Origin of the sequence: Pseudaquabacterium inlustre (assembly GCF_038066595.1) — a bacterium.
In the GTDB taxonomy this organism is placed as follows: Bacteria; Pseudomonadota; Gammaproteobacteria; order Burkholderiales; family Burkholderiaceae_C; genus Pseudaquabacterium; species Pseudaquabacterium inlustre.
The window spans coordinates 446133-460683 of the sequence record NZ_JBBUTH010000001.1 but is presented as its reverse complement, the minus strand read 5'-3'; the positions used below and the strand labels follow the sequence as shown (position 1 = coordinate 460683).

The window sequence follows — 14551 nt, the reverse complement described above, 5'->3', positions numbered from 1 at the left end:
CCGCCATCGCCACCGGCGCGCCAGGGCGGGCCGTAGCATCCGGCGATGCGCGCCACGACCACCCCTGCCAACGCCGCCGCCGGCCCCCGCCATGCCCCGCCCTCGCTGGCGGCGCGGCTGTTCCGCTGGCACCGCTGGCTGGGTTGGGTGGTGGGCCTGCAGGTGCTGGCCTGGGTGCTGGGCGGGGCGCTGTTCGCGTGGCTGCCGTTCCAGGCCTGGGTGAAGGGCCGCGAGGCCGTGTCGACGCCGCAGCTGGCGCTGCCGGTCGAGGCGCTGGCCCGCAGCGCCACGGCCCTGGCGCAACTGCCGGGCCCGGTGACGGCGATGCAGGCCGTGCCCAGCGCTGCCGGCCCGGCCTGGCGCGTGCGCGTGGCCGGTGGCGCCGAGCCCCGCTGGCTGCGCGCCGACGGCCAGCCCTGGGCCCCGCCCGATGCGGCCGCGGTGCAGGCCTTTGCCGCGCAGCTGTACCGCGGCGGTGGCCCGCTGGCCGAGGTGCGGCACCTGGGCCGCGCACCGCAGCGCCTGGGCATCGTGCGCGAGGCCCAGGGCGGCGCCCAGGGCCTGTGGCGCGTGCGCTTCGACGATGCGCTGCAGACCCGCCTGTACGTCGACGCCCACAGCGGCGAACTGCTGGCCGTGCGCAACGAGGCCTGGGTCTGGTACGACTTCTTCTGGCGCCTGCACGTGATGGACTGGCCCGATGGCGAGGACTTCAACACGCCGTGGCTGCGCGCGGCCGCGCTGGTGGCGCTGGGCCTGATGCTGACCGGTGCAGTGATGTCGCTGCGGGCAGCCTGGCGGGCGGTGCGGCGGGGGGCGGGCCACCGGCGCTGAAAGCACAACGGCCCGCCGGGTCTCCCCGGCGGGCCGTTGCTCAGGCGGGCTGTGCGCCCGTCAGAAGGCTCAGACCGTCACGCTTTTGGCCACGTCGGCGTATTCGCCGATCTGGTCGAAGTTCATGTACTTGTAAATCTGGTCGGCCTTGGCGGTGATCACGCCGGTGGCGGCCAGGTACTCGTCCTTCGTCGGCAGCTTGCCCAGCTTGGAGGCCACGGCGGCCAGCTCGGCCGAGCCCAGGAACACGTTGGTGTTCTTGCCCAGGCGGTTCGGGAAGTTGCGGGTCGACGTCGAGATGACGGTCGCGCCTTCCTTCACCTGGGCCTGGTTGCCCATGCACAGGCTGCAGCCGGGCATCTCGGTGCGGGCACCGGCGGCGCCGAAGTTGGCGTAATGGCCTTCCTTCATCAGCTCGCTGGCGTCCATCTTGGTCGGCGGGGCCACCCACAGCTTGACCGGGATGTCACGGGCGCCGCCCAGCACGGTGGCCGCGGCACGGAAGTGGCCGATGTTGGTCATGCACGAGCCGATGAAGGCCTCGTCGATCTTCGTGCCGGCCACGTCGCTCAGCGTCTTGGCGTCGTCCGGATCGTTCGGGCAGCAGACGATGGGCTCGGTGATCTCGGCCAGGTCGATCTCGATGACGGCGGCGTACTCGGCGTCGGCATCGGCTTCCAGCAGCTGCGGGTTGGCCAGCCACTGCTCCACCTTCTCGATGCGGCGGGCCAGCGTCTTCGCGTCCTGGTAGCCGTCGGCGATCATGTTCTTCATCAGAACGATGTTGGACTTCAGGTACTCCTGCACCGGCTCCTTGTTGAGCTTGATGGTGCAGCCGGCGGCGCTGCGCTCGGCCGAGGCGTCGCTCAGCTCGAAGGCTTGCTCCACCTTCAGGTCGGGCAGGCCTTCGATCTCGAGGATGCGGCCAGAGAAGATGTTCTTCTTGCCGGCCTTGGCCACGGTCAGCAGACCGGCCTTGATGGCGTACAGCGGGATGGCATGCACCAGGTCACGCAACGTGACGCCGGGCTGCATCTGGCCCTTGAAGCGCACCAGCACCGATTCGGGCATGTCCAGCGGCATCACGCCGGTGGCCGCGCCGAAGGCCACCAGGCCCGAGCCGGCCGGGAAGCTGATGCCGATCGGGAAGCGGGTGTGGCTGTCGCCGCCGGTGCCCACGGTGTCGGGCAGCAGCAGGCGGTTCAGCCAGCTGTGGATCACGCCGTCGCCCGGGCGCAGGGCCACGCCGCCACGGCTGCTGATGAAGGGCGGCAGCTCGCGGTGCATCTTGGCGTCCACCGGCTTCGGGTAGGCCGCGGTGTGGCAGAACGACTGCATCACCAGGTCGGCGCTGAAGCCCAGGCAGGCCAGGTCCTTCAGCTCGTCGCGGGTCATCGGGCCGGTGGTGTCTTGCGAACCCACGGTGGTCATCTTCGGCTCGCAGTAGGTGCCCGGGCGCACGCCCTGGCCCTCGGGCAGACCGACGGCGCGGCCCACCATCTTCTGCGCCAGCGTGAAGCCGGCCTTGCTCTCTGCCGGGGCCTGCGGCAGGCGGAACAGCGTGCTGGCGGGCAGGCCCAGGAACTCACGCGCCTTGGCGGTGAGCGAGCGGCCGATGATCAGGTTGATGCGGCCGCCGGCGCGCACTTCGTCGAACAGCACATCGCTCTTGAGCTTGAACTCGGTGACGGTGGCGCCGTCCTTCACGATCTTGCCGTCGTAGGGCAGGATGTCGATGACATCGCCCATCTCCAGCTTGCTGACGTCCACCTCGATCGGCAGCGAGCCCGAGTCTTCCTGCGTGTTGAAGAAGATCGGGGCGATCTTGCCGCCCAGCGTGACGCCGCCGAAGCGCTTGTTCGGCACGAAGGGGATGTCCTGGCCGGTGGCCCAGATCACCGAGTTGGTGGCGCTCTTGCGGCTGGAGCCAGTGCCCACCACGTCGCCAACGTAGGCCACCAGGTGGCCCTTCTTCTTCAGGTCCTCGATGAACTGCATCGGGCCGCGCTTGCCGTCTTCCTCGGGCTTGAAGGCCGCATCGCTGCGGGTGTTCTTCAGCATCGCCAGGTAGTGCAGCGGGATGTCCGGGCGGCTCCAGGCATCGGGGGCCGGCGACAGGTCGTCGGTGTTGGTCTCGCCGGGCACCTTGAACACGGTGACGGTGATCTTCTTCTCGACCTCGGGGCGCGAGGTGAACCACTCGGCATCGGCCCAGCTCTTCACGACTTCGGCGGCCTTGGCGTTGCCGGCCTTGGCCTTGGCGGCCACGTCGTTGAAGTAGTCGAACATCAGCAGGGTCTTCTTCAGACCTTCGGCGGCCACGCCGGCGACTTCGGCGTCGTCGAGCAGCTCGATCAGCGGATGCACGTTGTAGCCGCCCACCATGGTGCCCAGCAGCTCGGTGGCCTTGGCCTTGGAGATCAGGCCCACGCTCAGCTCGCCGTGCGCCACGGCGGCCAGGAAGCTGGCCTTGACCTTGGCGGCGTCGTCCACGCCCGGGGGCACGCGGTGCGTCAGCAGGTCGAGCAGGAAGGCGTCTTCACCCGCGGGCGGGGCCTTGATCAGCTCGATCAGCTCGGAAACTTGGGCTGCGGACAGCGGCAGCGGGGGGATGCCGAGGGCGGCACGTTCGGCCACGTGTTGGCGATAGGCTTGCAGCATCTCGAGGGCTCCTGTGAGAGGGGGTTCGACGACGGGAGAGATGGTGTGGCGATGCGTTGCGCTGCGGCGCGCCCTGGCGCACCCCGGCTTGGCATTCGGGTTTGTCCGATATTTTATGTCTTATATAAGACTTGCCAAGCGGAATCCGCAGCGCGCGACACGGGAACTGGACATTCTGACGCAGCGCACCATGCCTGTGGCTGACAAAGCGCGCCCGCGTGCGGCTGTTGAGGGCTGCGGCCGGCCGGAACCGGCGAAAAAAAACCCGCCGACAGGGCGGGTTGCTGCAGGGCAGGGTCCGGCTCAGCCGTTGTCGCGCACCCATTGCTCGGCCCAGGCGTCGGCCTCGGCTTGCGACTTCGCACCCATGGTCATCAGCCAGGCGAGGCTGCCGGTTGCGAACAGGAGCGGCACGAGGGCCAGGAACACAGTCGTCATGATGGAAGTTTCGGGTTGATGAAAGTCAATGCCGCGGCGCAGCATACGGAAGCCCGGCCTGGCGTGTCCGCTGCGCCGGGAATGACCTGAAAGACCCCTGAACAACCCGGGCCTTGCCGGGAGGCCGCGCCGTCGGCGCGGTCTCCGCCGGCCTGTTCGGCGCCGGGCGGTGCGACTTGAGCCCGCGGCGCCGGCAGCGGCCCGGTGCGGGCCGGCCCGGCGTGCCTCAGTTCACGGTTGCTGGCTGCTGGGGGCCGATGCGGCGGCCGAGGCCAGCGGCGCGGTGGCGGTGGCGGTGGCGGTGGCGGTGGCGGCCAGCGAGGGTGCGGCCGCGGTGGGGCTCACGGGCTCGATGCCCAGGCTGGTGGCAGCGTCCTTGACGGCGGCCACGGCCGCACGCTGCTCGGCCTGCATGCAATGGTCGACCACGCGCTGGCCGCGGCGGCTGTCCATCAGCATGGACTTGGCCGGGATCTGGATCCACAGCATGCCGCTGCGCGGGTCTTCCAGGCGCACGGCGCCGGTGGCAGTCTCGCGCGGCACCATCACATAGCGCGCCTTCTGGAAGCGCACCTCGAAGTGCCCGTGCTGGCCGGCCACTGGCTGCACCGAGATCTGCTGCTTGAACTCGCAGTCGGCCACGCCGGTGAGCACACGGTCGGCCACGTCGAGCTGGCCGGGGTTCAGTGGCTCGGCCGGCGCCGTGGCCGCGGCCAAGGGGGCTGCCCCAGGTGTCGGTGCCGGCTTGACGGTGGGCTTGGCGGCCGGCTTGATCGCTGGCTGGGTGGCCGACTTGGCAACCGGCTTGGCGGGGGTCTGGACGGGGGCCTTGTCGGCCGCCTGGGCCAGGCCGGTGGCGGCCAGCAGCACCAGGCTGCAGCCGGCGCGCCGGGCGGCGTGCATTGCAGGGCGGCGCATCAGGCGGGTTCTCCGAACAGTGCCAGCGCGGCCTCGGCGGGCAGTGGCTGGCCGGTGCGGCGGGCGCGCAACAGCACCTGCCAGAAGAAGCGGTAGCTGGCGCGGTCGTGCAGTTGGTCCTGGCCGCCATGGCGGTGGCGGATCGGTGCCCACTGGGCTGCCTGGGCGGCCAGCAGGATCTCCAGCGCCTGGTCGACCTCGGCCGTGCTGGGGGCGAAGGCATCGACGATCACGCGCACCTGGTCGGGGTGGATGCTCCACATGCGCGTGTAGCCGAACTCGCGCGCGGCTCGCGTGGCGGCGGCGGCCAGCGCCTTGCTGTCCTTGAACTCGGTGACCACACAGTGCGAGGGCACCTTGGCCGCGGCATGGCAGGCGGCGGCGATCTCGAGCTTGGCGCGCACCACCAGTGGGTGCGTGAACTGGCCCGGCACGCCCATCGCGGTGTGCGGGATGGCGCCGCGGTGCGCCGAGACGAAATCCATCAGCCCGAAGGACAGGCTCTCGATGCGCGGCAGCTGCGCGATGGCGTGCACGTCGCGCAGCGCGCCGTGCGTTTCCACCAGCATGTGCACCGGCAAGGCCTGGCCGCGGCCATGGCGCTGCGCGGCCTGCGCGATCCGATCGAGTGCCAGCTGCGCATCGGCCAGGTGGCGCGGCTTGGGCACCATCAAGAAGGCCAGGCGGTCGCCGGCGCGGCCGATCAGCGTGTCCAGATCGGCCTCGAAGTGCGGGTGGTCCACCGGGTGCACGCGTGCGCCCACGCGGCCGAAGCGGTTGTCGGCCGACAGCGCCAGCTCGGCGCACAGCGCGGCGTGCTCGGCCTCGGCGCCCACCGGGGCACCGTCCTCGCAGTCGAGCGTGATGTCGAACACCGGGCCGAGCTCGGCCTGCAGCGCCAGCGCCTTGCGCATGCGCTGCTCGGTGCCGCAGTAGTGGTCGCAAACCGGGATGTCGGGCGCCGCGTCGCCTTCGTCGACGAGCGCCTGGTGGGGCAGCAGGGCTTGTGTCATGCCGCAAGTATCCCTGCCCCACGCAAAGCCCGAGACCGGTCCCCGGCAGGGGACAGGCCACCCAGCGGCCAGGGGCGCGCGCTGGTGACAGAAACGACAAAGCCGGATCTGGGTTGCCCAGTCCGGCTTTGCAAACCCCTCGGGGGTGGGCGCCAGGCGCCCGGGGCTCAAACGGTCACAGCAGATGCTTGACGCCGTCCTTCTCGCCTTCGAGCTCGGCCAGGGTCTTGTTGATGCACTCTTGCGAGAAGGCATCGATGGGCAGGCCCTCGACGATCTTGTACTCGCCGCCTTCGCAGGTGACCGGGTAGCCGAACATCACTTCCTTGGGGATGCCGTATTCGCCGTTCGACGGGATGCCCATCGTGACCCACTTGCCGTTGGTGCCCAGGGCCCAGTCGCGCATGTGGTCGATGGCGGCGTTGGCGGCCGAGGCGGCCGACGACAGGCCGCGGGCGGCGATGATGGCAGCGCCACGCTTGCCCACGGTGGGCAGGAAGGTGTTGGCGTTCCACTCGTGGTCGTTGATGGTGTCCTTCACCGACTTGCCGTTCACGGTGGCAAAGCGGTAGTCGGCGTACATCGTCGGCGAGTGGTTGCCCCACACGGCCAGCTTCTCGATGTCACCCACGGCCACGCCCATCTTGCTGGCGATCTGGCTGGCGGCGCGGTTGTGGTCCAGGCGCAGCATGGCGGTGAAGTTCTTGGCCGGCAGGTCCGGGGCCGACTTCATCGCGATGTAGGCGTTGGTGTTGGCGGGGTTGCCCACCACCAGCACGCGCACGTTGCGGCTGGCCACGGCGTTCAGGGCCTTGCCCTGGGCGGTGAAGATCTGGGCGTTGGCGGCCAGCAGGTCGGCGCGCTCCATGCCGGGGCCGCGGGGACGGGCGCCGACCAGCAGGGCGTAGTCGGTGTCCTTGAAGGCGGTCATCGGGTCGCTGTGGGCTTCGATGCCGGCCAGCAGCGGGAAGGCGCAGTCTTCCAGCTCCATGATCACGCCCTTCAGCGCGTTCTGGGCCTTCTCGTCGGGGATCTCCAGCAGTTGCAGGATCACCGGCTGGTCCTTGCCGAGCATTTCGCCCGAGGCGATGCGGAACAGCAGGGCGTAACCGATCTGGCCGGCGGCGCCGGTGACAGCGACGCGAACGGGCTTCTTGCTCATGGTGGGCTCCAGGAAGGGATCAGGGAGGGATGATGTAACCGTCATGTACCGGCGCAAGGCCGGTGCGCTTGACCGCGGGCCCGGCGGGCGCCGGCCACATGGGCCTGGGCACCTGCGCGAGGCCGGAACATCTGGCGGCGCGCTGCCGAGCGGGGGCACCGCGCAGTGTAGGCGAGTCTAAGGGTTGCCCCGAAGCTTGTCAAAGGTCTCATGTCTTATATAAGACATCTGTCAGCATTTGCTGGACGCATGCCGGCGGGCTGTGCTGCAATGCGGCACATGCCCGTGCAGCCGCCTTCGTCCACCCCTGCCCATGCCGCCGAGGCAGGCGAGGCTGGGCCGGCGTTCGCGCCGCTTTACCAGCAGATCAAGGGCCTGATCACGCGCGAGCTGCAGGCCGGCACCTGGAAACCGGCCGAGGCCATTCCCAGCGAGCTGGAGCTGGCCGCGCGCTACAAGGTCAGCCAGGGCACGGTGCGCAAGGCCATCGACGAGCTGGCCGCCGAGAACCTGCTGGTGCGCCGCCAGGGCAAGGGCACGTTCGTGGCCACGCATGCCGAGCAACACATCCAGTACCGCTTCCTGCGCCTGATGCCCGACGACGGCAGCGACCAGCGCCTGGCGCGCCGCCTGCTGGACTGCCGCCGCGCCCGCGCGCCCGCCGATGTGGCGCGCGCGCTCGAGATCAAGAGCGGCGACGCCGTGGTGCAGTTGCGCCGCCTGCTGCTGATGCCCGACAAGAGCGCCGCCCCTGCGGCCGAGCGCCCGGTGGTGCTGGACGAGATCTGGCTGCCCGGCGCGCTGTTCAAGGGCCTCACGGCCGAACGCCTGGCCGACTACAAGGGCCCGATGTACGGCATGTTCGAAACCGAATTCGGCGTGCGCATGATCCGCGCCGAGGAAAAGATCCGCGCGCTGGCCGCCGATGCGGCCGACGCCGAGTTGCTGGCCGTGCCCGCGGGCGCGCCGCTGCTCAGCGTCGAGCGGCTGTCCTTCACCTATGGCGACAAGCCGGTGGAGCTGCGTCGCGGCCTCTACAACACCAGCGGACATTTTTATCGCAACGAGCTGAATTGAGCGCAGAGCGCGGTCGCCTAGGCGACAGCGCTGCGGGCATGTCGGGCATTGCACAAGCCTGCGGTAAGCCTGCTGCGTTGCAATAAACTCCAAGGGTTTCACCCGGATTACGTCAAGGCATCCAAACATGGCAGACAACACCAAGACTCGGCCCGTGTCACGACCGGGCGAGAACATGAAATTGATCGAGGCGCTGCAATACCGGCTGCCTCTGGCGGCCAAGCTGTCGATCCTGCACCGGGCCAGCGGCCTGATCATGCTCGGCCTGCTGCCTTTCGTGATCTGGCTGTTCGACAAGAGCGTCAGCTCCGAGGTCTCGTACGACGCCTTCACCAGCGCCTTCGTGGCCGGCATCGGCTTCGTGCCGGCGGTCATCGTCAAGCTGGCGGTGCTGGGCCTGATCTGGAGCTTCCTGCACCACGCCTTCGCCGGCGTGCGCCACCTGTGGATGGACGCCACCCACAGCGTGACCAAGCAGCAGGGCCACAGCTCGGCGGTGGTGGTGTTCGCCGCCAGCCTGGTGCTGACCGTGCTGCTGGGCGCCAAGCTCTTCGGCCTGTTCTGAGCGCCGCGCTCGCTGACAACAACAAGGACTGGACTCTCTCCATGGCTGTCAACTACGGTTCCAAGCGCGTCGTCGTCGGCGCGCACTACGGTCTGCGCGACTGGCTGAGCCAGCGCGTCACCGCGGTGGTGATGGTGCTCTACACCGTGCTGCTGCTGTTGCAGGTGATCTTCGGTGGCCCGCTGGGCTACGACGCCTGGTCGGGCATCTTTGCCCAGCAATGGATGAAGGTCTTCACCTTCGTCGTCATCGTGTCGCTGGCCTGGCATGCCTGGGTGGGCACGCGCGACGTGTGGATGGACTACATCAAGCCGGTGGGCCTGCGCCTGACCGCGCAGGTGGCCACCATCGCGTGGCTGATCGGCTGCGCCGGCTGGGCAGTGCAGGTGCTGTGGCGCCTGTGATCGGCGACTGAAAGAAAGACGACAACACAATGGCCAACATCAAGTCTTCCGTCGCCCGCCGCAAGTTCGACGTGGTGATCGTCGGTGCCGGCGGTTCCGGCATGCGCGCCTCGCTGCAACTGGCCCGTGCCGGCCTGAACGTGGCGGTGCTCTCCAAGGTCTTCCCCACCCGCAGCCACACCGTGGCGGCGCAGGGCGGCATCGGTGCCTCGCTCGGCAACATGGCCGAGGACAACTGGCACTACCACTTCTACGACACGGTCAAGGGCTCCGACTGGCTGGGCGACCAGGACGCCATCGAGTTCATGTGCCGCGAGGCGCCGAAGGTGGTGTACGAACTCGAGCACTTCGGCATGCCGTTCGACCGCAATCCCGACGGCACGATCTACCAGCGTCCGTTCGGCGGCCACACGGCCAACTACGGCGAGAAGCCCGTGCAGCGTGCCTGCGCCGCGGCCGACCGCACCGGCCACGCGATGCTGCACACGCTGTACCAGCAGAACGTGAAGGCGCGCACCCAGTTCTTCGTGGAGTGGATGGCGCTGGACATCATCCGCGACGCCTCGGGCGATGTGCTGGGTGTCACCGCGCTCGAGATGGAGACCGGCGAGGTCTACATCCTCGAAGGCAAGGTCACGCTGTTCGCCACCGGTGGTGCCGGCCGCATCTACGCAGCCAGCACCAACGCCTTCATCAACACCGGCGACGGCTTGGGCATGGCGGCGCGCGCCGGCATCCCGCTGGAAGACATGGAGTTCTGGCAGTTCCACCCCACCGGCGTGGCCGGCGCGGGCGTGCTGCTGACCGAGGGCTGCCGCGGCGAAGGTGCCATCCTGCGCAACTGCAACGGCGAGCGCTTCATGGAGCGCTACGCGCCCACGCTGAAGGACCTGGCACCGCGTGACTTCGTCTCGCGCTGCATGGACCAGGAGATCAAGGAAGGTCGCGGCTGCGGTCCCAACAAGGACTACGTGGTGCTCGACATGACCCACCTGGGCGGTGACACCATCCTGAAGCGCCTGCCCAGCGTGTTCGAGATCGGCCACAACTTCGCCAACGTCGACATCACCAAGGAGCCGATCCCCGTGGTGCCGACCATCCACTACCAGATGGGTGGCATCCCCACCAACATCAATGGCCAGGTGGTGGCGCCCAAGGACGGCAACCCGAACGCGGTCATCAACGGCCTGTACGCGGTGGGCGAGTGCTCCTGCGTCAGCGTGCACGGCGCCAACCGCCTGGGCACCAACTCGCTGCTCGACCTGCTGGTGTTCGGCAAGGCCGCCGGCAACCACATCGTCGACGCGCTGGCCAAGTCGCCCAAGGCGCACAAGGACCTGCCGGCCGACGCCGCCGACTACTCGCTGGCGCGCATCGCCAAGCTCGACGCCTCCACCGGCGGCGAGTACGCGCAGGACGTCGCCAACGACCTGCGCGCCACGATGCAGAAGCATGCCGCCGTGTTCCGCACGCAGGAACTGATGACCGCCGGCACGCACGCCGTCGCGGCCATCCGCGAGCGCGTCAACGGCATCACGCTGAAGGACAAGAGCAAGGTCTTCAACACCGCCCGCATCGAGGCGCTGGAAGTGGCCAACCTGATCGAGGCGGCGCAAGCCACCATCGAAGGCGCGGCCGCCCGCCACGAGTGCCGCGGCGCCCACACCGTCAAGGACTACGAGCGCGGCGCGGACGACCCCGAGTTCCCGCTGGGCCGCAACGACAAGGAGTGGATGAAGCACACCTTGTGGTACAGCGAAGGCAACCGCCTCGAGTACAAGCCCGTCAACCTGAAGCCGCTGACGGTGGAATCGGTTCCCCCGAAGGTCCGCACGTTCTGACGACCCACCCCCGAAGCGCCTGCGGCGCCTCCCCCTCGAGGGGGCGCCGCCAGCGGCCCGGCCGAGCCGGCTCCGCGGCGACTGCTTGGAGAATGCAATGACGAAGCGTACGTTCCAGATCTACCGCTACGACCCCGACAAGGATGCCAAGCCGTACATGCAGACCCTCGAGGTCGAGCTCGACGGCAACGAGCGCATGCTGCTCGACGCGCTGCTCAAGCTGAAGGCGCTCGATCCCTCGTTGAGCTTCCGCCGCAGCTGCCGCGAAGGCGTGTGCGGCTCGGACGCCATGAACATCAACGGCAAGAACGGCCTGGCCTGTCTGACCAACATGCGGGATCTGCCGGGCACCGTGGTGCTGAAGCCGCTGCCCGGCCTGCCGGTCATCCGCGACCTGATCGTGGACATGACGCAGTTCTTCAAGCAGTACCACTCGATCAAGCCGTACCTGGTCAACGACACCCAGCCGCCCGAGAAGGAGCGCCTGCAGTCGCCCGAGGAGCGCGAAGAGCTCAACGGCCTGTACGAGTGCATCCTGTGCGCCAGCTGCTCGACCAGCTGCCCCAGCTTCTGGTGGAACCCCGACAAGTTCGTCGGCCCCGCCGGCCTGCTGCAGGCCTACCGCTTCATCGCCGACAGCCGCGACCAGGACACCGGTGCCCGCCTCGACAACCTCGAGGACCCGTACCGCCTGTTCCGCTGCCACACCATCATGAACTGCGTCGATGTCTGCCCCAAGGGTCTGAACCCCACCAAGGCCATCGGCAAGATCAAGGAACTGATGGTGCGTCGCGCCGTCTGAGCCCCGGCTCGCACGCACGACCTCCCGGTTTCATCCCGCCACCCGCAGACAGCGCAGCGCAAGACAGGCCATGAACAATGCCGGCAACGCAGGCGATGCGCGGGTGAGCGACACCGAGCTCAGCCGCCTGAAATGGCGCTGTCGCCGGGGCATGCTGGAGAACGACCTCTTCATCGAGCGCTTCTTCCGTGCCCACGAGCAATCGCTCACGGTGCGCCATGCCGACGGCCTTCAGGCCCTGATGGATCTGGCCGACAACGATCTGCTGGACCTGTTGCTCGCCCGCCGCGAGCCGGAGGGTGAGCTCGCTCGCTCCGAGGTGACCGAGGTGCTGGGCATGTTGCGTGCTTCGCCCGTTCCGACCGTCTAGACACTGACCACAAAGGGAATGCCCATGACCCCCTCCGACGTGAAAGCCACGCTGTCCTTCTCCGATGGCAGCCCCAGCATGGATCTGCCCATCTACAAGGGCAGCATCGGTCCGGACGTGATCGACATCCGCAAGTTGTACGGCCAGACCGGCAAGTTCACGTACGACCCGGGCTTCCTGAGCACGGCCAGCTGCAACTCCACCATCACCTACATCGATGGCGACAAGGGCGAGCTGCTGTACCGCGGCTACCCCATCGAGCAACTCGCGGTGAACTGCGACTTCCTCGACACCTGCTACCTGCTGCTGTACGGGGACCTGCCGAACGAAGGCCAGCGCAAGGACTTCCATGGCCGCGTCACCAACCACACGATGGTGAACGAGCAGATGCAGTTCTTCCTGCGTGGCTTCCGCCGTGACGCGCACCCGATGGCCGTGCTGACCGGCCTGGTGGGCGCCCTGTCGGCCTTCTATCACGACAGCACCGACATCAACAACGCGCAGCACCGCGAGATCGCGGCGATCCGCCTGATCGCCAAGATGCCCACGCTGGTGTCCATGGCCTACAAGTACAGCGTCGGCCAGCCGTTCATGTACCCGCGCAACGAGCTGTCGTACGCCGGCAACTTCATGCGCATGATGTTCGGCACGCCGTGCGAGGACTACAAGGTGAACCCGGTGATCGAGCGCGCGCTCGACCGCATCTTCATCCTGCACGCCGACCACGAGCAGAACGCATCCACCTCCACGGTGCGCCTGTGCGGTTCGTCGGGCACCAACCCGTTCGCCGCCATCGCTGCCGGCGTGGCCTGCCTGTGGGGCCCGGCCCACGGCGGTGCCAACGAGGCCTGCCTGAACATGCTGGAAGACATCCAGAAGATGGGCGGCGTGGCCAAGGTCGGCGAGTTCATGAACCAGGTGAAGGACAAGAACTCGGGCGTGCGCCTGATGGGCTTCGGTCACCGCGTGTACAAGAACTACGACCCGCGCGCCAAGCTGATGCAGGAAACCTGCAAGGAAGTGCTGCTGGAGCTGGGCCTCGAGAACGACCCGCTGTTCAAGCTGGCCATGGCGCTGGAGAAGATCGCGCTGGAAGACGATTACTTCGTCGCCCGCAAGCTCTACCCGAACGTCGACTTCTACTCGGGCATCGTGCAGCGCGCCATCGGCATCCCGGTGCAACTGTTCACCGCCATCTTCGCGCTGGCGCGCACGGTGGGCTGGATCGCGCAGCTCAACGAGATGATCGCCGACCCCGAGTACAAGATCGGCCGTCCGCGTCAGCTGTTCGTGGGCTCGCCCCGCCGCGACGTCAAGCCGCTGGCCGAGCGCGGCTGATCCCGCGCCCCGGGCAGGCCATCGCGCCTGCCCGGTCCCGACACAGGGCCACGCTGTTGCGTGGCCCTTTTTCATGGTCGGACCGATCTCCCGCGTTTCGGGCGGTCCTGGCGGGTGAATCGGCCTTGTGGCCGGGCGGGGGCGCGCCGATACTGCGGCGGCGCGGCGGGCGCACCCTCACGGTGCGTGTTGGGCCGCGCAACCCGTCGCCCGTCCTCCACCGCTGCCCCCAAGTTGCCGCCATGGTGTCGCTGAAGATCCTGCGTGGGGCCGAGCTGGCGCCCGGTGTGCATGCCGAGGTGAACTGGCCCGACGGCCAGCCCCGATTCGTCATCGGGCGTGATCCGGCGGCGCACTGGCCCATCCCCGATTCCACGCTGGCGCTGTCGGGCCGCCATTGCGAGCTGGTGGCCACGCCGCGCGGCGTGCTGCTGCGCGACCTGTCCACCAACGGCACCTTCGTCAACGACGAGGCCGACCGCCTGCGCAGCGACCGCTTGCTGCGCCATGGCGACCGCATCCGCCTGGGCCCCTACCATGTGCGGCTGAACCTGCCGCCGGCCGCCAGTGCCGAGGCCGTGCGCGAGGCGCTGGCCGAGGGCCTGGGCCTGCCCGCCTCGGCGCTGGCGGGGCACGACGCGCTGCAGCTCACGCTGCGCGTGGCCGGCCTGGCCCAGGCGGCCGTGGCCAGCCTGCACCACCTGCTGGCCCAGCAGGCGCGGGTGCGCACCCGCATCGGCGCCGGGCCGGCCGAGGTGCTGGCCGGTGAGCCCAATCCGCTGCGCCTGGCCGGTGACTCGGCGCAGGCGCTGTATGCGCTGCTGTCGCAGACCGATCCCGGCGCCGCGGTGGCCCAGGCGGCCGGCGACCTGCTGCAGCACCAGGAGCGGCTGCTCGATGCGCTGGACACCGCCACCGAGCGCATGGGCCGCACGCTGGCGCCGCAGGCCTTCGAGCGCGCCATCGGCTCGGCCTCCACGGCCGACGCGGCACGCTGCTGGGCGCTGTACCTCGAGATCTGGCAGCGCATGGGCCTGCCGGCCGGGCAGCCCTGGGCCGAAGGCTTTGCCGAGGCGCTGGCGCGGCACCTGGCGCTGGCCTACGAGGCACCGCGCAGCTGACGCGGCC

Annotated in this window: 14 protein-coding genes; 9 read left to right on the top strand and 5 right to left on the bottom strand. The window is 68.9% G+C overall.

What is annotated here, in order from left to right:
* Nucleotides 1-45: 45 nt before the first annotated feature.
* The gene (locus AACH10_RS02070; RefSeq protein WP_341408689.1) at nt 46-834 is read left to right on the top strand and encodes a PepSY domain-containing protein; all 789 of its coding nucleotides are present in this window, start codon (nt 46-48) and stop codon (nt 832-834) included.
* Between the two features lie 69 nt (nt 835-903).
* Here the strand turns inward: AACH10_RS02070 and acnB are convergent, their stop codons facing one another.
* From acnB to AACH10_RS02045, 5 genes are all read right to left on the bottom strand, one after another.
* Entirely contained in the window at nt 904-3495 is a 2592-nt protein-coding gene (gene acnB, locus AACH10_RS02065) for a bifunctional aconitate hydratase 2/2-methylisocitrate dehydratase (protein WP_341408688.1), read from the bottom strand.
* A gap of 303 nt (nt 3496-3798) precedes the next feature.
* Nucleotides 3799-3933: a hypothetical protein gene (locus AACH10_RS02060; RefSeq protein ID WP_341408687.1), complete on the bottom strand. Its 135-nt coding sequence runs from the start codon at nt 3931-3933 to the stop codon at nt 3799-3801.
* A 231-nt stretch (nt 3934-4164) separates the two neighbouring features.
* The gene (locus tag AACH10_RS02055; protein WP_341408686.1) at nt 4165-4851 is read right to left on the bottom strand and encodes a hypothetical protein; all 687 of its coding nucleotides are present in this window, start codon (nt 4849-4851) and stop codon (nt 4165-4167) included.
* Entirely contained in the window at nt 4851-5864 is a 1014-nt protein-coding gene (locus AACH10_RS02050; protein WP_341408685.1) for an HpcH/HpaI aldolase/citrate lyase family protein, read from the bottom strand. Before AACH10_RS02050 ends, AACH10_RS02055 begins: the two co-directional genes overlap by 1 nt.
* A 175-nt stretch (nt 5865-6039) precedes the next feature.
* On the bottom strand, nt 6040-7026 hold the full coding sequence (locus AACH10_RS02045; RefSeq protein ID WP_341408684.1) for a malate dehydrogenase: 987 nt from the start codon (nt 7024-7026) through the stop codon (nt 6040-6042).
* A 279-nt stretch (nt 7027-7305) separates the two neighbouring features.
* Here AACH10_RS02045 and AACH10_RS02040 point away from each other — a divergent pair, with 279 nt between their 5' ends.
* From AACH10_RS02040 to AACH10_RS02005, 8 genes are all read left to right on the top strand, one after another.
* Nucleotides 7306-8103, top strand: a complete 798-nt coding sequence (locus AACH10_RS02040; RefSeq protein ID WP_341408683.1) for a GntR family transcriptional regulator — start codon at nt 7306-7308, stop codon at nt 8101-8103.
* A 127-nt stretch (nt 8104-8230) separates the two neighbouring features.
* Nucleotides 8231-8668, top strand: a complete 438-nt coding sequence (gene sdhC / locus AACH10_RS02035) for a succinate dehydrogenase, cytochrome b556 subunit (protein WP_423228543.1) — start codon at nt 8231-8233, stop codon at nt 8666-8668.
* Between the two features lie 41 nt (nt 8669-8709).
* Nucleotides 8710-9072 carry a succinate dehydrogenase, hydrophobic membrane anchor protein gene (sdhD, locus tag AACH10_RS02030; RefSeq protein ID WP_341408681.1) on the top strand — a complete coding sequence of 121 codons (363 nt, stop codon included), beginning with the start codon at nt 8710-8712 and terminating at the stop codon, nt 9070-9072.
* A 29-nt stretch (nt 9073-9101) separates the two neighbouring features.
* Nucleotides 9102-10913: a succinate dehydrogenase flavoprotein subunit gene (gene sdhA, locus AACH10_RS02025; RefSeq protein WP_341408680.1), complete on the top strand. Its 1812-nt coding sequence runs from the start codon at nt 9102-9104 to the stop codon at nt 10911-10913.
* A gap of 97 nt (nt 10914-11010) precedes the next feature.
* On the top strand, nt 11011-11715 hold the full coding sequence (locus tag AACH10_RS02020) for a succinate dehydrogenase iron-sulfur subunit (protein ID WP_341408679.1): 705 nt from the start codon (nt 11011-11013) through the stop codon (nt 11713-11715).
* Between the two features lie 70 nt (nt 11716-11785).
* The gene (locus AACH10_RS02015; protein WP_341408678.1) at nt 11786-12085 is read left to right on the top strand and encodes an FAD assembly factor SdhE; all 300 of its coding nucleotides are present in this window, start codon (nt 11786-11788) and stop codon (nt 12083-12085) included.
* Between the two features lie 24 nt (nt 12086-12109).
* On the top strand, nt 12110-13423 hold the full coding sequence (gene gltA / locus AACH10_RS02010) for a citrate synthase (RefSeq protein WP_341408677.1): 1314 nt from the start codon (nt 12110-12112) through the stop codon (nt 13421-13423).
* Between the two features lie 242 nt (nt 13424-13665).
* Complete coding sequence (locus tag AACH10_RS02005) at nt 13666-14544, top strand: type VI secretion system-associated FHA domain protein (RefSeq protein WP_341408676.1); 879 nt, start codon at nt 13666-13668, stop codon at nt 14542-14544.
* Nucleotides 14545-14551 lie beyond the last annotated feature (7 nt).